The sequence below is a fragment of the Neobacillus sp. DFD-2R genome (assembly GCF_057747865.1).
The window spans coordinates 2,363,743-2,382,375 of the sequence record NZ_CM173228.1 but is presented as its reverse complement, the minus strand read 5'-3'; the positions used below and the strand labels follow the sequence as shown (position 1 = coordinate 2,382,375).

Genomic DNA, 18,633 nt, shown 5'->3' with positions numbered 1-18,633 from the left:
TTTGATTAGTGTATCTTTTTTGAGTCATTTAAACACAAAAAAATTTACAGATTGTCTAATAAATTTTCATTATCGTTTTCTTTTTCGAAGGTCAGAACTTCTTCCACCGGCTCGTATGCTTCTCCATAAAAATGTTGATCCCTATAGGTGTGAATCAAATCATATGTTTTTTTCATGGCGTTAAAAATCTTTTCTTCTGATTCATGATTTGGTGCCCAATAAAGGATTTCCATCTCATTAATTTCTCTTGTTGCCAATGACTTTCTTTGATACCCGATTGATACAGCATGTTCAAATCCTTCCCGCTTATAAAAATGTAACCTTTTTTCGGTATCACTGTCATCATAGTTCACCGGTTCTACTTCAAGTAAAATCGGTTTACCCTTTTGTTTCATTTTTTCCATAAGCTTATGGCCAAGTCCTTGTCCTCGGGCATTTTTTGAAACAAACAGATAATCAATAAATACGAAAGTCTTAAATTCCGCATACATCAAAACATGATTGGGACCCTCATCTTTATGATAAATATCTGAACGCTCTTTCAGTAAGGTTTCCATATGCTCTTTTGATTTCATTTCTTCGACCGGAAAATATTGATTTAACTTTTCATACCAATGCATGGGTTATCTCCTTTTTAACGATTTTTATGAATAATAAATCACTCATACCGAAAATCCTATAAGGGAAGTATTCACCCAATCATACATTTAATACCAAGTTTAGGTTTATTCCCAATAAAAAGACCTACCTTAGTCTTTATCCAAAAGAGCCAAGGCAGGACCGCTTATATATTAACATCCAAGTAAAATTAAATATCACTTAAAGTTTTGAAAACTCTTCAACTAGGTCTCCAAACTTTCTTAAGGAATTTTCAATCGGATAAGGTGTGGTAAGGTCTACTCCTGTCTTTTTCAATAATTCTAAAGGATAATCCGAACTGCCGCTTTTTAGAAATTCCAAATAAGAATGGAGTGTTTCCTGATCGCCATCAAGAATCTGTGTTGCCAAATGAATCGCTGAAGCAAATCCTGTTGCATATTTATAAACGTAAAAAGGACGATAGAAATGAGGAATTCTTGACCAGCCAAACTTCACTTCGTCATCGAATACGATTTCATCTCCATTGTATTCCCTAAATAATGTTTCATAGGTTTGATTAAACACCTCTACATTCAACGGCAATCCCTTTTCAGCCATTTCATGTGTCTTTTTCTCAAATTCTGCAAACATCACTTGCGTAAAAAATGTTCCCTTAAATTGGTCAATAAAATGATTGATTAGGTGTTTACGAACTGCTGCATCCTTTTCATTGTTTAATAAATAGTTAATTAAAAGTACTTCATTAACGGTAGATGCTACTTCTGCAACAAAAATACTGTAACGTGCGGTGATTTGCGGCTGGTGGTCAGAACTCAGTCTGCTGTGAACGCCGTGCCCGCACTCATGGACTAACGTGAATAAACTGTCCAAATCATCCTGATGATTTAAGAGAATGAACGGATGAACCCCATATATTCCGAGATTGTAGGCACCTGAACGCTTGCCGGGTGTTTCGCGTACATCAATATAACAGCCGTCTTTAAATTCTTTCAGAATCCCTATATAGTTTTCTCCTAGAGGTGACAAAGCCTCGCACATAATTTCAAATGCTTTTTCATAAGGAATCATCTGCTTTACACCGTTAACAAGCGGGACGCTCATATCATATTGACGGAGTTCAGCAAGCTTTAATTTTTCTTTTCGAATCTGTGTATATCGATGGAGCGGAGCGATATTATTTTTCGTCGTTTGAATAAGATTCTCATATACCTCATTCGGTACCTTGTCACCGAATAAAGCTTTTTCTAACACGGAAGGATAATGACGAATTCTGGACAAGGTAACATTATTTTTAATTGCCGCTGAAAGTGTGGAAGCAATGGAATTTTTTAATTGTACGTAGGGCTTGTAATATGCCTTATAGGCTTCTCTACGCTTGTCGCGGTCTTCATCTTCGATCAATTTTGAATACATTCCCCGCGTCAGTTCCACACGTTCTCCTGTTTCATCGGTAATTTCCCCAAACTTAATATCAGCATTATTCATCATGCCAAAGGTATGACTGGGAACGGAGAGTGCTTCGCCTAATTGAGATAGTATTTCTTCTTGTTCCTTACTTAACACATGTTCTTTGTAGCGGAACGACTCCCAAACGTCCTCTTCAAAGTATGCTAACCCATGTTCTTCTGAAAGGTATCCTTTTAAGGTCTCTTCCTCCAAGCTTAATAAAAAGGGCATAAAGAAGGAAGTGGATGAGCTGACTTTCACACTAAGTTGCTTGGCACGTTCTAACAAATCTTGAGCCTTTGTATCCCTGGTATCTTCATCAACTTTCAACATGGCATAGGCATATACTTTGCTAAAAATATAGGATAACTCCTCGCTTTGTTTAAGGTATCTGTATAAGGTATGACCATTGTGAATACCACCATCAAAAGCTTTTAGCTTTCCGGTTAGCTTTTCAATAGCCTGATAATCTTCTTCCCATTTACTTTGTTCAGAATAAATATCTGCTAAATTCCATTTTTCATGGATTGGCACTTCAGTTCTGGAAGTGTAGGTTTTCAATTAAATCCCTCCTTATCCCTTTTTAACCTGTAAAAACAAATCATCATACTTTTTTGCCAATTCAAAATCTAATTCCGTTAAACCTTTTGCATGCCAGGAGGTTATCTTTAACGTAACTAATTTATAATCGATTGAAATAAATGGGTGATGATTAGCCTTTTCAGACAAATTCGCTACGCTTTGTACAAACTCAATACCATTTAAATATTCTTGAAAACGATACTTTCTTTCAATCCATTTTTCTTCTGTCAACTTCCAATTTGGAACTGATGCTAATTTTTCCTGAATCACTTGCTCAGTTAATTTATCCATAAGCGTCTCCTTTCTAATTAAGCTCTTTCTTCAATCCTATTAAATAAATGTTTCTCTAATTCATATTTAATCCTATCAGGAATCGGCTCAGATTTCTGGTTTTGCAGATTATAATTTTCACATATAAAGCTGAGCCTTTGAACATAATCCACCAACCCGGTAACTTCAGTTAGATATTTACAATATATTCTTGATTTAATGGTAATAGGTATTTATCCACTAGTCCAATTTTTTATAGTATATCGTCTGCAACAGAAAACAAAAAGGAATAGGCATATTCTACCTACTCCCTTTAAAGTATTTTGGCTGGCCTGCCATTTATTGAGTAGCTTACCGGACCGGATGGAATGAAACTTGAAAATGCATTTTTTTCATCCCACTTTACAGTTGCTATCATTCCTTTTCCCTTACTTTTTTTAATATATTTTTTTCTTGGTCCAGTGTAATTACAATATCCGCCATTCCCACAAATAGGCCGTTTTCAACTACTCCCGGGATCATATTTAGCTTTTGTTCTAAGTCTTGAGGGTTCGGGATTCCAGGAAATTTACAATCAAATATGTAATTGCCGTTATCTGTAGTATAAGGATTCCCATCTAATAAACGAAGTTCAGGTAAACAGCCAAGTGCACGGATATGTTTTTCTGTCATTTGAAACCCAAATGGTTGAACTTCTATTGGTAGACGAAAGGCCCCCAACATATTGACCATTTTTGAAGTATCTGCAACCACAATAAAGGTACTTGCTGCCTTTGCAATAATTTTCTCTCTAAGGAGCGCTCCTCCTCCACCCTTTATCAACTCCAAATCAGGATTTACTTCATCCGCACCATCAATCGCAACATCAATGTGATCAATTTCATCAAAGCTTACTAGTGAAATTCCCCATTGTTTTGCTAAATGTTCAGTATGTAAGGAAGTAGAGATTCCTCTAATTGAAAGTCCCTCACGAACCAGTTCTCCGAGTTTAGTAATAGTGTAAAAAACGGTTGAACCGGTACCAAGTCCCACTACCATTCCATCTTTTATAAACTCTGCAGCTTTTTCTCCAACGATACGTTTTTCGTTTATCATTTTTCCTCTCCTAATGGTTAATCAATTTTTAATAAATACTCCTGTATCACATTAAGTAGGCCATCAGGATTCTCATACATGCTCATATGCCCCGAATCTTTTATTAATGACTGTTTAACATTGGCTTTTGCAACCGAAAAGGTTTTTTCTATAGGAATAATCTGATCCTTTTCCCCTGCAACTAATAATACAGGCAAATCAGTTCCCTCAATTACACGATTACGATTCGGACGGTCCTTCATAGCAACCAAAGTACTCATTGCACCTTGAGGGGAAGTTGCATACCCGATGGTTTTAGCTGTCTCAACATATTCCATATCCAAATTATTCGGGGAAAAAAGCTTGGGAACCAAACCGTCGATAAGCGACTGAATTCCATTTTCTTTCACTTTTTCAACATTGGCAGCCCTTCCCTGTTTCGCCTCTTCTGAATCAGGAAAAGCGGTTGAATGAACGAGTGCGAACCCATTTAATCGGTCACTGTATTTTTCTGCGAAGGCAAGTGTAATATACCCACCTAAAGAGTGGCCAAACAAGGTTACTTTTTGCAGATTTAATTCATCTAAAAACTTCTTAATAAAATCAGCAAGATCTTCAATCGTAAAGCTATCCTTAAATAAACCTGTTCCCCCATGACCCGGAAGATCCGGAGCGATAACCCGATTGTTTTCTGCCAGCCCGGGTATTACCTTATCCCAATAACCAACGCTGCCGCAAAATCCGTGAAGGAGGACAATAGGCTTTCCGTTCCCCTGATCTACGTAGTATACTGTTGAATCCTTCATGTTTAGATTTTTCACTTCCATTTTGTTTTCTCTCCATTCCAATTCATTTTCTTATATTGTATACTTTTTAGATTTTGAAAAAAATCTCCAAAATAAAAAAGCATAACATCTAATAGACGTAATGCTCTAAGTTCTAAAGGGTTATCCTATTTGTTCTTCACTATTCTCAGTGTTCAAAAATAATCTTTTGTTAGGAATAAGAGTTAGATTATCTTTTTTTAATAAATAGTTTAAATGTTCAAGTGGCATTGAACCTCTGCCTTTACTATCCCCAAGCATGAATTGGACAGTGATTCCATTATTACTCAATACAGTCATAGTCTCAGCAGAATTGAAAAATTCTTTAATCCCTTGAGAAATTTGATATTTCGTTCCTTCGGTAATTGACATCTTGTCGCTCCTTTGTAAAAAATACTCCCTATTAGTATCCCATAATAAAATATAGACATACATAATTTTTCCAATAGAATGATGGTTCCAACAAGCTACAAATATCTTTTCCACTTTCAATTCTGTGTTATAATGATTTTCGGCATAAGTATATATGAATACTAAATGCGGGTGGGAGAGGGAGAATACGAAAGTGTGATAAATATGAAAGGAGTTTTTAAGCTTAAAGAGAACAAGACAAATTTGAAAAAGGAGGTTACTGCAGGTTTAACATCATTTTTTTCCATCATCTATATTATTGCAGTGAATGGCCATATTCTTCAAGATGCGGGAATACCGCTTGAGGCGGGTATTATCGCTACGGTATTTTCATCACTGGTTGGCTGTTTGTTGGTTGCCTTCATCGCGAATGCACCATTGATCATTGTACCGGGAATGGGAATTAATGCTTTATTTACCTATACGTTAGTAGGTTCCTTAGGGTTAAATTACATGGAAGCCTTAGGAGCAGTCGTTCTATCCGGTGTATTATTCGCTATTGTGGCCTTTACAAAATTATCAGTGATTATTTCAAGATCGATACCAACCTCTTTAAAGGAAGCAATAACGGTTGGTATTGGTATATTTATCGCTTTTATTGGGCTGCAGAAAAGTGGAATTGTTGTAGGTAATCCTCATAACTTTGTCGGGCTTGGAAATTTATCTTCACCAATCGTCTTAGCTTCGATAATCAATCTTATCATTACGCTGTTTTTATTTTTGAAAAAAGTACCGGGGAATTTTTTAATCAGTATCATTCTAGGTACAATAACATCCTATTTTTTAGGTGTGATTAATTTTTCCCATATGGATACTAGTTTCATTTCTTTTGAGAATTATAAACATGTATTTCTAAGCTTTGACTTAAGGAAATTTACGACCATACCATTTTGGACAGCGACTTTCTCTCTGACTTTAGTTTTGGTTTTTGAGAATATCGGATTATTACATTCCCAAGTAGATGGAATGCTACAAGCACCGGAAAAAAACAGCAAATCTTTAAGAGCGATTTCCATTTCTGCGATTGTCTGCGGATTATTAGGTACAAGTCCAACGGTTTCTACTGTAGAAACGGCTGCAGGTATCACTGCCGGTGGAAGAACAGGTTTAACATCTGTGGTAACAGGTCTATTTATTTTATTGTCCCTTTTCTTCCTGCCTTTTATAAAATTGGTTCCCAATACCGCCATTGCACCAATTCTTATCATTTTGGGCGGTTTAATGTTAACAAATATCGTCAATATCGATTTTACCGATTTCACAGAAGCGTTTCCTGCTTTTTTGATCATGATCATGATTCCATTAACCTACAGTATCGTTGATGGTATTGCTTTCGGATTTATTGCTTATCCGTTAGTAAAGCTTTTTACAAACAAGCACAAACAGCTGTCACTATCAATATTTATTATTTCCTTTTTGTTTTTAACTAATTTTCTATTACATTCTATTGGTTAATTTTAAGCATCAATAATGCAATGCGATAATTTAAATTCGCATTGCTTTTTTATTTGCTGTTCTAAGCATTTTAGTTGCTCCCAAGTCAAACTTCCTTCCTGGTTCATTTTTCCTAAGGAAGTAACTTTCGACAATTCCGTGAAAATCATTGAATCCTTTAGTGTGACAGAGTAAAATGTTCCTTGTTGTATGAACATACACCTAACCGGATAAATAATTAGGAGGATTTATATATGAAAAACAACAAACTGGGTCTTTGGCTTCTTACTGCTCTAGTTGTAGGGAACATGGTAGGATCGGGAATCTTTATGCTGCCACAATCCCTTGCAAAAGCAGCAAGTCCCGCCGGCGTATTGCTTGCATGGGTTTTAACAGGTGTAGGTGTTTTGATGCTTTCACTGGTATTTGGGAATTTATCCCTTCGTAAACCCGCTTTAAATGGCGGTGTGCAAATGTATGCCAAAGCTCTTTTTCCGGAAGGATCACGTGCCGGGGTAATGTCAGGATATGTTGTCTCTTGGGGATATTGGGTTGCTAACGTATCTGGTAATGTCGCCGTTTTAACAACCTTTATTGGATATCTTTCTACATTTTTTCCGATTATGACTAGCAGCGCCAACCTGTTTACAATTGGTTCCCTTACGGTCAAAGTCGGAGGGTTCATCACGTTTATCATTTGTACCATCGTACTTTGGATCATGAATGCGATTATTCTTCGCGGAATCGAAAAAACAGGACAGATTAATTTTATTGCAACCGCCACAAAAGTGATTGGATTTCTGATTTTCATATGTTTTACACTTTTTGCGTTTCAAAAAACAAATCTCTTGCCACTAGTGCAGCCTCGAACAGGCGATAACGGAGCATCCCTTGGCCTTCTTGGACAGGTCAACAACGCTGCAGTCACAACTCTTTGGGCGTTTGTAGGGATTGAATCAGCTGTTATGTTTTCAAAACGTGCCAGAAAGCAGTCGGACATTAAAAAAGCTACCGTTCTTGGTCTAGTTATTTCGTTAGTGATTTATGTAGGAATCACCATGTTAGTTATGGGAAGTTTGACTCAAACGGAATTAATACATGCGGACAAGCCGCTTGTCGATGCATTACAAAAAGTAGTGGGTCATAATGTTAGTTATGTAATGGCTATTTTTGACTTGATCTCATTGACAGGTACGACGATCGGTTGGATTTTCTTAAGTGCGGAAGCTCCTTACCAAGCAGCGAAGCAAGGACTTTTTCCACCTATCTTTAGAAAAGAAAACAAAAATGGCGTACCAGTAGCATCTCTAGTTATTACAAACGCATTTTCTCAGGTTTTCCTTATCTTGACGATATCGGATACGCTTAGCAATGCCTTTAACTTTGTGGTTCAGGTAGCAACACTCGCCTACCTGTTACCTTATGCGGCAACTGCTATCTATCAGGTTAAATTGGTGTTCTCGGGTGATACCTATAAAAAGACAAAAGGTCGATTCGCTGATGGTGCTATTTCCATTCTTGCGACTGTTTATGCCATTTACGTCATTATTGCTGGAACTTCCAACATGAAAACATTCCTTTTAGGAATTGCGTTGTATGCTGTCGGAATTGTCCTGTATCCTCTTATCATGCCTTCTAAGGCATCAAAAGCAAAACAAAAACAAAAAGCTGCATAAAAATCGGGTGGCCAAAATTGGCCACTCTTTTTTTATATGCTGAAACCAAGATGCTCTTTTATTCTACTTCCTCGTCCATAATTTCATCAAACGCAACAGAAACTTTATCAAACTCCTCGTCGCTTTCAATCGCTGTTAAATCCCCTTCTTGGTCGACCTTTAAGAAGTAAATATCAATATCCTCTTCACTTTCTTCCTGAATATCTTCAACAAATCCTACAGCCACATAATCGGTTCCTTCAATATTAATCGATGCAAGAACTTCAACCTCTTGCTCTTCGTCATTCTCATCACTAATGCTAAAAATTTCTCCGACTTCAATCTTACTCATTGAACATTCTCCTCTCATTTTACGAAATTTCCTTCATTCAAACAGTATCTCTAAAATGAAGAGAAATAATCTAACAAATAACATTGTTTTTTTTTAGGCTGTGTTAAAGGCCATTGTTGATTGGAGCGGAAGGCGCGAGACTCCTGCGGGAGAACGGGTCAGGGGAGCCACAGGCGCTTTAAGCGCCGAGGAGGCTCCCCCTGACCGCCCGCGGAAAGCGAAGCTCCTGGAGCGCAAATCAACAGGCAAGTTTAACACAGCCTTTTAATAAAAAAATGTTGTTCATTTCTTCATAATCCAGTGGAAGTAGTCTCATTGAAGAAGGTAGAATAGTAAGTATCAGCTCACTTTATAAAAGGTACTAAAAATGTTGCAATATAAAAGGGGAATGCAAAAATGAAACAAAATGATGCACAAGAAAGAATAATCCAGAGTTATCAACGTGATGAAAAAATGATGATCCTCATATTTGCACAATGGTGCATCAATCATGATCTTGACCCTGTTGAGTTATATTTAAGGGCATATCCGGACCAGCACACTAATCTTGCGTTAAAGGAAGCTATTGATTTAACTGTGCCCAAAGAAGAAGCCGGGGAAATTGCTGACGAAACGCTGCTTGGTGTTTTATCATTGTTCGGTAACGAGGATCTAGCATTTGTTGTTACAGAGGAAATTCACAAATTGAAATGAAATTAATTTTTTTATCATGAATAATCAACCGGTTTATGTTTACACTATAAATAGGACTTGTAGCTCAATGGTAGAGCAACCTACAGTTATTCATGTTAACTGTTGTGTATCTTGCGGGTTCAAATCCCGCCAAGTCCCCCTTTTATTTAACGAGTTCGAGTTCTACCAAAAGCGAAATAAAAAAAGATAATACTTTGTTTAACAGGTTCTGTTTTCGAATACAAAAATTAAAATAACAGTTAATAAAGGGTATCAAATCGTAAAGATTTTGTTGCCCTTTTTTAGTTGGTATAACAGTATTATAAAAGGAAAACATTTGCTCATTTGTATAAAAATTATCATTCTGTACATACTTTAAAAAAAGTTTTTTTGAGGGCTACCAATGAAGGAAAAATCAACAAACAATGTAGAACAAGATCAAAATTGGGTTGAACGTTTATCGAAATCAAATGACTTTGTGCATGAACACACGTCTTTAATAGCAGAGCATCCTTTTTGGCTTTCCTATTATCGGACACTTATTTCATCAGACATTCTCCATAAAGACGTTTTACCTTATTTACATGAGCATCTTTCATTGGAGGAATTAAAAAGCAAAATCCCTGTTCAACAGATATTATATACAAAAGATGAGTGCGAAATCATCCAGAACATCATGAATGGATATTTGGCTATTCAACATGATCAACACGATAAAGCTTGCCTATTAATCAATATTGCCAACAGCAAATTTCTAGATGTTGGAATGCCGACAATGGAATCCTCTGCTGTTGGTCCTCAAGTGGGCTTTATCGAAGAATTAGACACCAATATTAATCTAATTCGAAAAAGAATTCCGGTACCAGAGCTGATTGTAAAGGAAATGAAAGTCGGTAAATTGTCAAAAACTAGAGTTGCGGTTTTCTATCTTGATGGGATTGCCAATCCGGAAAATGTAAATACGGTCACCCAAAGAATAAAAGATATCCAATATGTTCAGATTCAGGACAGTTCTTATATATCTTCGATGATTGAAGATAATTCCAATTCATTGTTTCCACAATCAATTTCAACTGAAAGAGCGGACCGTGTTGCGGCAGGCCTTACAGAAGGAAAAATTATCATTACTGTCGATGGATCACCAAATTTAGTCATTCTTCCTGTTACGATAATTGAATCTTTTATTGCAATGGAAGATTATAGTTATTCCTGGATCATTGGAAATTTCTTTCGTCTTATACGATTGATTGCTTTGTTCATTTCCACACTGGTTACGCCAATGTACGTCGCAATCATGACTTATCATTATGAATTGATTCCTGCCCGTTTAATCGAAACGCTGGTGGGTTCCCGGGCATCCGTTCCCTTTCCCCCTTTTTTAGAGGCACTTTTTTTAGAATTAATGATAGAAATGGTAAAAGAGGCAGGAATCCGCTTACCCTTAAAAATCGGCCAGTCTCTTGGCGTTGTAGGTGGTATTGTGATTGGACAAGCAGTGGTTGAAGCAGGGTTAACAAGCAATGTATTGCTAATATTAGTGGGACTCGGAACATTATCTTCGTATACGTCCCCCGTCTATAAATTTAGCAATACTGTTCGCTTTATAAAATTTCCGTTAATTTTCCTTACCCAATGGTTTGGGTTGTTTGGGGTGTTTTTTGGTTTTCAATATACGATAATTCATTTACTCCGGTTAACCTCACTCGGACGTCCTTATCTTAGCAGTTTTCCATTACGCTTAACTTCATTACAAGATTTATGGGTTAGACTTCCTTTTTCCATGCAAAAAGATAACCCAACAAATTTAAGACCGCAAAAGAAGAAAAAATCAACTCGGAATGGAAAAAAACCAGAGCCATTGAACGATTTTTATGAATAAATCGTAAAGGGGAATTCACTTGCAAGCGAATATTAGGCATCAAGTTTCTCCCTATTTAGTTTTTTTATTATCTACAATTCGCAGGTTGGTGTTGGCATTTTAGGATTCCAACGAACAATCTCTGCAAAAGCAGGTCATGATGCGTGGATTGGTGTTCTAGTAGCAGGATGCATTGTTCAAGTGTTTATGTGGATTATGTATAAACTGCTGGGTAAAGCCAATGGCGATATTGTCGATGTTCATTCAAAAATTTTTGGAAATATTCTCGGGAATTTTTTCAACTTTATCATCATGATTTATTTCTGGTTGGCAAGCCTATCCGTCTTAGTCTTCGATTAGCACTTTACGGCAAATCGCTTGCAAAAAAAGGGATTTATGATATTGTTGACACCTTAGACCGCGATCCTTCCATTGGAAGTCTTGTTCAAATGGCGATTGTTGATGGCGATTCTAATGAATTATTCAAGATAGCAAAATTCAAAACAGAAAATGTTTCATTGTATGTTCAAGAAATGCTTGACCAAATCATGAAATCAGGCAATCTTCCTCGAACTAATTTACAAACTTTTCTATTTCAATTATATCAAAAAGGGCAGGATCCTTATTTGCCCTTAATCAAACAGGAAAAAGATAACATCAAAATCATTGGCATCGCCATATTAAAAGATGATCGTATTGTCACGTCTCTTTTAACGGAAGACCTATTTATTTTTAAATGTTTGGTTGATAAATACAAGTATGGATTACACCAATTCACCTTAGAAAAAGGTGAAAAGATCGTGCTTGATAATCTAAATTCAAAAGCAACATATAAAGTAAAAACAATCAATGGGAGGCCAGACTTTACCATTAATCTAAAGATGAAAACGAGACTTCAGGAATTTTCTTCTCCAAAGAAAGAAAGAGTCCCAATAGATAAAAAAAAGCTTCAAAAACAAATTAATAAGCAACTAGAACAAAACGCTTTAAAAATCATCCAACAATTTAAAGACAATGAGGTGGACCCGTTAGGTTTAGGTGCAAAATATAAAGAGCATAATCGCGATTTCAACGAAAAGCAATGGAATGCCATTTATCCCTCAGCTAAAGTACATGTACATCTGAAGGTTGATATCAAACAAACTGGACTAGTAGATTAAAACCTTATATTTTTAAAGACCCATCACCCTTTAAATAAGGACAGATGGGTCTTTAAATTTGAAATACATGTACAAAGATATGAAATTAGTAGATAATCCCTCTATTCATTGTCTCGACCTTCACGTGTATAGTAAAAGGCATGTTCGGATATACTTTCTTCCAATTTAACTTCTCCCATTCTTTGTTATGATAAGCAATTAAATAACGTGCGATCCCAAAGGCGTCACAGTTAGCACTTTTGAGTGTCGAAACCATTTCATTTGCTTCCTTTCCTAATCTGCGTTCGAGTTTTTGATTTAGCTCAGTTTCCTTTTTCTCACCCAATAAGGAACCATATGGATATTCATTAATATTAATCAGCAATTTCAAGTTTAAATTCACTTCCGGCCTTCCTTTAACCATTTTTATTTTTACTTTTCTATTCGTTTTACTTACTGAAAATGATACAAAATCTTTTACATTATGATTTTTTCCGTTATTTAGATTTTCTGTTAACTTAATGTCCTTGTTTGTATCACCTTTTGCCATTAAAAGAATGATCGGCTGGTTTCCCTTTAGCGTTTTACCCGTAAAGCTTTTTTTGTGAAAAAGGGCAATGCCGGTAACCTTAACCGTTTCCTTATCGATTTTTTCAAGATAGGGAAGGGTAAAATCCTCGCCATCGTCCAGCATACTAGTGAGAATAGTTTGTTGATTTTCTACAGGTACAATGGTATGATTCTCGGCACTTTTAATGAGTTCAATCAGCGCCTCACTAATTAAATTCTCTTTTAATTTTTTCATTTTAATAATATCTACAGCATGTCCTTTTACAACGGCCACTTTTGCTGTCAATGAGCTTCTGGGATCACGGAAAAACACATCAAAATAAGGATAAAGATCCTTTTTTGCTATGTCTTCCCCAAGCAAGATCACACGTAATTTATTCGGTGCATAAACACCTGGTATTTGCTTATCTACTTCCAATCTCGTATCCCTTAAGGTAGGTCCTTTTTCTTCAACGATATAGTTAACTGATTCGGCTTGTCCGCCCGAGATGATTTTGCTCGTCCGAATCGAGGAAGTTGTTTTTACTTGGGTGTTTTCAGCTAAATCAAATCCAATACTCAAAACAAGTGCGTTATCTTTTAAAAGATTTTCGTCCCAACATCCTGTTTGAAATATCAAGAGAATGATAATTAAGACCACTTTTCCTGTTTTCACAGCTCCTCCACTTCCTTCATTTTATTTTTATGTAAAAAGAAGGATGCAACGATGGCCAAAAGCGGTATACCAGCCGAAAAAATATAGCTTAGAAAGGTTATGATTTTAAATTGAGTCATAATAGATTCTTTTGATATCGGTAAAGCAAGTGCAAGAATATAAACGATAACTGCGAGAACTATCGTTGGAATAGTTCTACTATTTAAATGAAATAAAGTACAGATTCCAATATTTGATAGAAATAGATATGAAATATAACTAGTCATAATCATGACAATCCATAACGCAACAACAATTAGATCCAATCTCTCAATGATTCCAAAAACCGTCAGCGATTTAAATAAATATAGAATCGGTTGAGGAATTAACAACATTTCTTTTGAACTAAAAAACAAAATACAGGTTAGGATTACAAATAGATAGGTAGCAGTAATAAAACCAATAGAAAGTACTGAGGATGTAAGTTTACTTTTTAATTTTCCTTTTACAAACGGCAAAATGATTAATATGCTGTCAAAACCTAAAAATGAAGGAATGCTGCTGAAGCTTCCTTTTAAAATATGGTAAAAACGAATTTCATTAATAGGAAGTAAATATTTCCAATGAAGAAGTGGAATCGCTCTAAGATTCATTAACATAAGCAAGATAATGATCCAGAAGCTTAGTTGAAAAAAGCGCACGATAATTCTTAAATTTTCTTTACCTAAGTAAACTCCAAGCATCAGCATGAGCAGCAAAATGATCCATGGAGGGGTAGATATTAAAATCCAGTTGGTTATGGTTGCCAAGTACATCTGATTAATATTGACGCAGATGAGGAAAAAATACAATAGATACCCCACTATGATCAATTTTCCAACCCATATTCCGAAAATATTTATACAAATATCATAAATCGTTAGCTCAGGAAATCGTTTGTTTAAATAAACAAACGTTAAAATAAGAAATCCACAGATTAAACCTGTAATTATAATAGAAATCCAGGATGCTTGACGTGCATTTTTATAGACTAAATTTGGAAATGTTAATATACCATCTCCAATAGTGGTTAACACAATGAAAAAGAACATCTGAAAAGAGGAAATTGTCACTTTCTTATTCTCCATCATCAGCCCACCCCTTTTTCCCAGTGGATTGTCTTTTATCGATTGGATCAGCTGAACTTGGTCTGGTCTTCATTTTCCAAATCGGCATTCTTATTAGACTGTCTTTTAGATCTGTCACTCGTATTGGCCCTAATGGTGAAAAGTAAGGAACACCAAAAGACTCCAATTTAACTAAGTGGATCATTAAAAACATGAAGCCGACTATAATTCCCACTAATCCTAACAAGGACGCTCCAATAATCATCGGAAAACTTACTAATCGAATTGATGAGCTCATTTCATGAATAGGTACTGTAAAAGAAGCGATGGCGGTGATGGCGATTACAATGATCATGGTGTTAGAAACTAAATTTGCTTCTACAATAGCTGTCCCTATCACCAACCCTCCTACAACGGCCACTGTTTGTGACATAGCAGTTGGCAGCCGAATGGCTGCCTCTCGCAATAATTCCAAAGTAAGCTGCATTATCAAAGCTTCAATAACAGGTGGATAGGGAACATATTCCAAGCTGCCTTTAATATTTGTGACTAGTTCAAATGGAAGCACTTCATAATGAAAGGAAACGATTGCAATATAAATAGATGGTAAACTAATACTAATAAAAAATCCGATAAATCGTAGCCAGCGTATAAACGAACCCAAAATATATCTGGAATTATAATCATCGGGCGATTGATAAAAAGAAAAAAATGTCACAGGCATGATTGAAGTTGTTGCACTTCCTTCAACCAGAACCGCAATTCGACCATCCAATAAATTGGCGGCAACACGATCCGGTCTCTCGGTTTCCAAAATTTGCGGGAACGGTGAGTAGGAACTATCTTCAATGAATTCTTCTAATTTGCCTGGGGTAAGATGATTTTCAAGTTTTATGGTTGAAATCCGATATTTTACATTTTCGATTACATCAGGACTCGCGATATTTTCCACGTAAAGAATGGAAACATTGGTGGTTATTTCACCTTCACCCACAGTCATTATTTCACTTTTTAAATTTGGTGTTCTTATTCGATTACGCAGTAGATTCACATTTTTATTTAAATTCTCAACAAACCCGTCATGGGAGCCGTTGATAATTTTTTCTGCATCAGGTTCCATGACAGCACGCGATTCAAAAAAAACGGTATCCAGCAAAAAGGCGATTTTAGAATTCCCTTCAAAAATAGCAACATGCCCATCCAAAAGACAGGAATAGATTGTCTTAAAGTTATCTGTTGGTTTGATATCTGCTATGGGTAAATCAAGTACGGAATTACCGTGATCTAACTTGGAAATTTCGTTTACTATTTTGCCGTTCACAATATCCTTGTTTGTGATTGAATCAATAAAAACAATTCCTATCCTTCGTCCTTTTGTCTCAATAACTTTTATCTTAAAATCATGCATTTTAGAAAAAGTTTGACTTAAAGTTTGAATATTCAAGTTAAAATCAGAATGAATCGATCCTAGTGTATCTTCTACCATCATAATCCTCCATATACATGGTAGTTATAGGTTTCTTCAATAAGAAGGTTCCTATTCGTAAATAGAAAAAAGAGTGTTACATCCCGGGAGATTAACACTCTTTTTTTCTAACGTTAAATTTTTTTCAGATGACCGTATAAGGCCGCCACTCCTGAGGAAGGAGGGTTTGATACTGCTTGTGTAAAAATCGATCATCTACCAACACAATCGTACCATGATCCTCTTCCGAGCGAATCAATCTCCCGCCTGCCTGTAATACCTTATTCATGCCGGGATAGACATAGGCATAATCATATCCGTTTTTTTCCTTTTTATAAAAATAATCCTTGATAAGATTTCTCTCAAAGCAAAGCTGAGGCAACCCTACACCAACAACAACCACCCCGTTTAATCGATCTCCGATTAAATCTACTCCCTCGGAAAAAACACCGCCAAGAACCGCGAAGCCTACTAATGTCTCTTTTTGTTCGGGCTTGAACGCCTCCAAAAACGCTTCTCTTTCTGCATCTGTCATCCCGGCTTCTTGAATAAGTGTATTTGTCATTTCATCAACTTGTTTGAAATCATCATAAACCGCAAGTAAATATTGATAGGACGGAAAAAAGACAAAATAATTGCCAGGTCTGTTTTTAAACAAGGATTGTAACATTGTAATTACGTCATCTTTCGTACGATCTCGGTCATGGTAACGGGTCGACAGTGGTTTGATGAAAACGTCAACCTGCTCTTCTGAAAAAGGAGATGGAACGGATAGTACATAATCTTCGTCATCCCCGCCAAGGATATCCTGATAATATGGAAGCGGCGAAAGGGTTGCCGAGAAAAAAACCTTTGTACGATACCCTTTCCCCATTTGTCTCAAAAGCTCAGAGGGATCAATACAAAACAGTTTTAAGATAATATCATTTCTATTTTTCTCACCATAAATAATATAATGATCATCCAACAATTCCGTTATTTTTAAGAATTGCTGAACCATGAAGAAGGCATCTAATAGACTTTGGCCGGTTTCCTTACCCAGCATCAGCACCTCTTCTGCAGCATTCACAAATTTATGAAGCTCGACCAAGAACTCTCCATCCAGTTGTTCTATAATAAACTCGCTCTTATCACCATTTTCTCTTTTTAAAGAAATAAACAATGAATTGAGCTTACTTGCCACTTCATAAACTATTTTATTTGCATCTTTAAACTCTTTTTTCAATTGAAGGAACATTTCCTTGTTTAATGAGGCGGAAAACATCTCCCGACCACGATCCACTAGATTATGCGCTTCGTCTATGAGTATAGCTGTAGATTTCTTTTGCTCTTCAATCAGCCGCTTTAACGAAACTCGTGGGTCGAAAATATAATTATAATCGCAAATAACCACATCAACAGCATAGGCAAGGTCAATCGAAAATTCAAATGGACAGATACTATGCTTTCGTGCATAGGCTTCAAGTACGTCACGGGTTATTCCATTTTCATTCGAAAATATATCAAGTATTGCACCATTGATTCGATCATAATACCCATTTGCAAACTCACAATAATCCTTCTGGCATTTCGTTTCATCCTTAAAACAAACTTTGTCCTTGGCCGTAATCGTTACAGATTTCATACATAGTCCACAGGACTGCATACGTTTAAATGCCTCTTCTGCCGTCGTTCGGGTAATCGTTTTAGCTGTAAGATAGAAAACTCGATTTAGGTGACCTTCACCCATTGCCTTTACTGAAGGAAAAAGTGTAGAAATTGTTTTGCCAATTCCTGTTGGAGCTTTAACAAAAAGGTTTTTTCCATCTGAAATTGTCTTATAAACAACTCCTGCTAATTTCCGCTGCCCTTCCCGATAGGAATCAAATGGGAAGGGTAACTCATTGCTACTTTTATTTCGTTTGTTCCGATGCTCGTGTTGAAGCTTGGCATATTTGGCATAGACTTTAATGACATCCAAAATAAATTTTTCAAGTTCAGAAAAAGGATAGCTCTTTTTAAAATATCTTTTTTCTTCAGTTTCCACATGAATATAGGTCAGTTGGACAGAAATGTTTTGCAAATCATGGTCCTTTGCATATATGTATGCATACATTTTTGCTTGAGCCCAGTGAACAGGGTAACCGTTACCTTCAATTTGTTCGATTGGTTGAGAGGAAGACTTGATTTCGTCCACCGTCACCTCTCCGTCCCGAAACAAAAGCCCATCACATCTGCCATCAATGATAAACGTTAAACCCTCAAATGGGATTTCAATACTAACGTACGCTTCTTTTTGATCTCCGTCTTGATAGGTTTTTTGGATTTTTTGGTGAGCCCTTGTCCCATCTAGTAGAGTTGTTTGCGAACGGAAGCGATTATCAATACTCCCTGATCGAAACACATGTTCCACAAGCGCTCTTACGGATATTTGAACATTATTAGACATGAGATCACCCGCTTATTGTTAGAGAATATACGTTTGCATTTACAAGTATAACAAAATTTCACCATACAGGTATATCAAAAAAGTAGGTTGGCTATTTTCATGGTCACCTTTCC

17 protein-coding genes and 1 pseudogene are annotated in these 18,633 nt (G+C 36.3%); 7 read left to right on the top strand and 11 right to left on the bottom strand.

Going from position 1 to position 18,633, the window contains the following annotated elements; all coding sequences use genetic code 11:
* Positions 1–44: 44 nt before the first annotated feature.
* The 6 genes from AC3ANV_RS11925 to AC3ANV_RS11900 form a co-directional block, all read right to left on the bottom strand.
* Positions 45–620: a GNAT family N-acetyltransferase gene (locus AC3ANV_RS11925; RefSeq protein WP_488313792.1), complete on the bottom strand. Its 576-nt coding sequence runs from the start codon at positions 618–620 to the stop codon at positions 45–47.
* Positions 621–819: 199 nt separating this feature from the next.
* Positions 820–2,607: an oligoendopeptidase F gene (gene pepF, locus AC3ANV_RS11920; RefSeq protein WP_488313791.1), complete on the bottom strand. Its 1,788-nt coding sequence runs from the start codon at positions 2,605–2,607 to the stop codon at positions 820–822.
* A gap of 12 nt (positions 2,608–2,619) precedes the next feature.
* Positions 2,620–2,919, bottom strand: a complete 300-nt coding sequence (locus AC3ANV_RS11915; protein ID WP_488313790.1) for a 4a-hydroxytetrahydrobiopterin dehydratase — start codon at positions 2,917–2,919, stop codon at positions 2,620–2,622.
* A gap of 393 nt (positions 2,920–3,312) precedes the next feature.
* The gene (gene rpiA / locus AC3ANV_RS11910) at positions 3,313–3,990 is read right to left on the bottom strand and encodes a ribose-5-phosphate isomerase RpiA (RefSeq protein WP_488314196.1); all 678 of its coding nucleotides are present in this window, start codon (positions 3,988–3,990) and stop codon (positions 3,313–3,315) included.
* 20 nt (positions 3,991–4,010) lie between these two features.
* A complete protein-coding gene (locus AC3ANV_RS11905; protein ID WP_488313789.1) occupies positions 4,011–4,799 on the bottom strand; it encodes an alpha/beta fold hydrolase in 789 nt (262 codons plus the stop codon).
* Positions 4,800–4,919: 120 nt separating this feature from the next.
* Entirely contained in the window at positions 4,920–5,168 is a 249-nt protein-coding gene (locus tag AC3ANV_RS11900; protein WP_488313788.1) for a hypothetical protein, read from the bottom strand.
* Between the two features lie 204 nt (positions 5,169–5,372).
* On the opposite strand from AC3ANV_RS11900, the gene AC3ANV_RS11895 reads away from it, so the two are divergent.
* Together AC3ANV_RS11895 and AC3ANV_RS11890 are read left to right on the top strand one after the other, a co-directional pair.
* Positions 5,373–6,662 carry an NCS2 family permease gene (locus tag AC3ANV_RS11895; RefSeq protein ID WP_488314195.1) on the top strand — a complete coding sequence of 430 codons (1,290 nt, stop codon included), beginning with the start codon at positions 5,373–5,375 and terminating at the stop codon, positions 6,660–6,662.
* 233 nt (positions 6,663–6,895) lie between these two features.
* Positions 6,896–8,317, top strand: a complete 1,422-nt coding sequence (locus AC3ANV_RS11890; RefSeq protein ID WP_488313787.1) for an amino acid permease — start codon at positions 6,896–6,898, stop codon at positions 8,315–8,317.
* 58 nt (positions 8,318–8,375) lie between these two features.
* Here the strand turns inward: AC3ANV_RS11890 and AC3ANV_RS11885 are convergent, their stop codons facing one another.
* Positions 8,376–8,648, bottom strand: coding sequence for a DUF1292 domain-containing protein (locus tag AC3ANV_RS11885; protein ID WP_488313786.1), 273 nt, complete (start codon positions 8,646–8,648; stop codon positions 8,376–8,378).
* Between the two features lie 396 nt (positions 8,649–9,044).
* Between AC3ANV_RS11885 and AC3ANV_RS11880 the strand changes: the two genes are divergently transcribed.
* From AC3ANV_RS11880 to AC3ANV_RS11860, 5 genes and pseudogenes are all read left to right on the top strand, one after another.
* A complete protein-coding gene (locus AC3ANV_RS11880; RefSeq protein ID WP_488313785.1) occupies positions 9,045–9,341 on the top strand; it encodes a hypothetical protein in 297 nt (98 codons plus the stop codon).
* A 53-nt stretch (positions 9,342–9,394) separates the two neighbouring features.
* Positions 9,395–9,479 (top strand): annotated as a pseudogene (locus tag AC3ANV_RS11875).
* Between the two features lie 244 nt (positions 9,480–9,723).
* Positions 9,724–11,199: a spore germination protein gene (locus AC3ANV_RS11870; RefSeq protein WP_488313784.1), complete on the top strand. Its 1,476-nt coding sequence runs from the start codon at positions 9,724–9,726 to the stop codon at positions 11,197–11,199.
* Positions 11,200–11,265: 66 nt separating this feature from the next.
* On the top strand, positions 11,266–11,538 hold the full coding sequence (locus AC3ANV_RS11865) for a GerAB/ArcD/ProY family transporter (RefSeq protein ID WP_488314194.1): 273 nt from the start codon (positions 11,266–11,268) through the stop codon (positions 11,536–11,538).
* Positions 11,502–12,338, top strand: coding sequence for a Ger(x)C family spore germination protein (locus tag AC3ANV_RS11860; protein ID WP_488314193.1), 837 nt, complete (start codon positions 11,502–11,504; stop codon positions 12,336–12,338). The genes AC3ANV_RS11865 and AC3ANV_RS11860 overlap by 37 nt, the downstream gene beginning before the upstream one ends.
* Before the next feature lie 85 nt (positions 12,339–12,423).
* Here the strand turns inward: AC3ANV_RS11860 and AC3ANV_RS11855 are convergent, their stop codons facing one another.
* The 4 genes from AC3ANV_RS11855 to AC3ANV_RS11840 form a co-directional block, all read right to left on the bottom strand.
* The gene (locus AC3ANV_RS11855) at positions 12,424–13,542 is read right to left on the bottom strand and encodes a Ger(x)C family spore germination protein (protein ID WP_488313783.1); all 1,119 of its coding nucleotides are present in this window, start codon (positions 13,540–13,542) and stop codon (positions 12,424–12,426) included.
* The gene (locus AC3ANV_RS11850) at positions 13,539–14,651 is read right to left on the bottom strand and encodes a GerAB/ArcD/ProY family transporter (RefSeq protein WP_488313782.1); all 1,113 of its coding nucleotides are present in this window, start codon (positions 14,649–14,651) and stop codon (positions 13,539–13,541) included. Before AC3ANV_RS11850 ends, AC3ANV_RS11855 begins: the two co-directional genes overlap by 4 nt.
* Positions 14,638–16,116: a spore germination protein gene (locus AC3ANV_RS11845; protein WP_488313781.1), complete on the bottom strand. Its 1,479-nt coding sequence runs from the start codon at positions 16,114–16,116 to the stop codon at positions 14,638–14,640. The genes AC3ANV_RS11850 and AC3ANV_RS11845 overlap by 14 nt, the downstream gene beginning before the upstream one ends.
* A gap of 121 nt (positions 16,117–16,237) precedes the next feature.
* A complete protein-coding gene (locus AC3ANV_RS11840) occupies positions 16,238–18,520 on the bottom strand; it encodes an ATP-dependent DNA helicase (RefSeq protein WP_488313780.1) in 2,283 nt (760 codons plus the stop codon).
* Between the last annotated feature and the right edge of the window lie 113 nt (positions 18,521–18,633).

Bases quoted from the DNA above. Each gene is read 5' to 3' on its own strand.
- AC3ANV_RS11885 (WP_488313786.1), bottom strand. From the start codon at position 8,648: ATGAGTAAGATTGAAGTCGGAGAAATTTTTAGCATTAGTGATGAGAAT.
- AC3ANV_RS11870 (WP_488313784.1), top strand. From the start codon at position 9,724: ATGAAGGAAAAATCAACAAACAATGTAGAACAAGATCAAAATTGGGTT.
- AC3ANV_RS11850 (WP_488313782.1), bottom strand. From the start codon at position 14,651: ATGATGGAGAATAAGAAAGTGACAATTTCCTCTTTTCAGATGTTCTTT.
- AC3ANV_RS11840 (WP_488313780.1), bottom strand. From the start codon at position 18,520: ATGTCTAATAATGTTCAAATATCCGTAAGAGCGCTTGTGGAACATGTG.
- AC3ANV_RS11890 (WP_488313787.1), top strand. From the start codon at position 6,896: ATGAAAAACAACAAACTGGGTCTTTGGCTTCTTACTGCTCTAGTTGTA.
- AC3ANV_RS11895 (WP_488314195.1), top strand. From the start codon at position 5,373: ATGAAAGGAGTTTTTAAGCTTAAAGAGAACAAGACAAATTTGAAAAAG.
- AC3ANV_RS11880 (WP_488313785.1), top strand. From the start codon at position 9,045: ATGAAACAAAATGATGCACAAGAAAGAATAATCCAGAGTTATCAACGT.
- AC3ANV_RS11915 (WP_488313790.1), bottom strand. From the start codon at position 2,919: ATGGATAAATTAACTGAGCAAGTGATTCAGGAAAAATTAGCATCAGTT.
- AC3ANV_RS11925 (WP_488313792.1), bottom strand. From the start codon at position 620: ATGCATTGGTATGAAAAGTTAAATCAATATTTTCCGGTCGAAGAAATG.
- AC3ANV_RS11900 (WP_488313788.1), bottom strand. From the start codon at position 5,168: ATGTCAATTACCGAAGGAACGAAATATCAAATTTCTCAAGGGATTAAA.
- AC3ANV_RS11845 (WP_488313781.1), bottom strand. From the start codon at position 16,116: ATGATGGTAGAAGATACACTAGGATCGATTCATTCTGATTTTAACTTG.
- AC3ANV_RS11905 (WP_488313789.1), bottom strand. From the start codon at position 4,799: ATGGAAGTGAAAAATCTAAACATGAAGGATTCAACAGTATACTACGTA.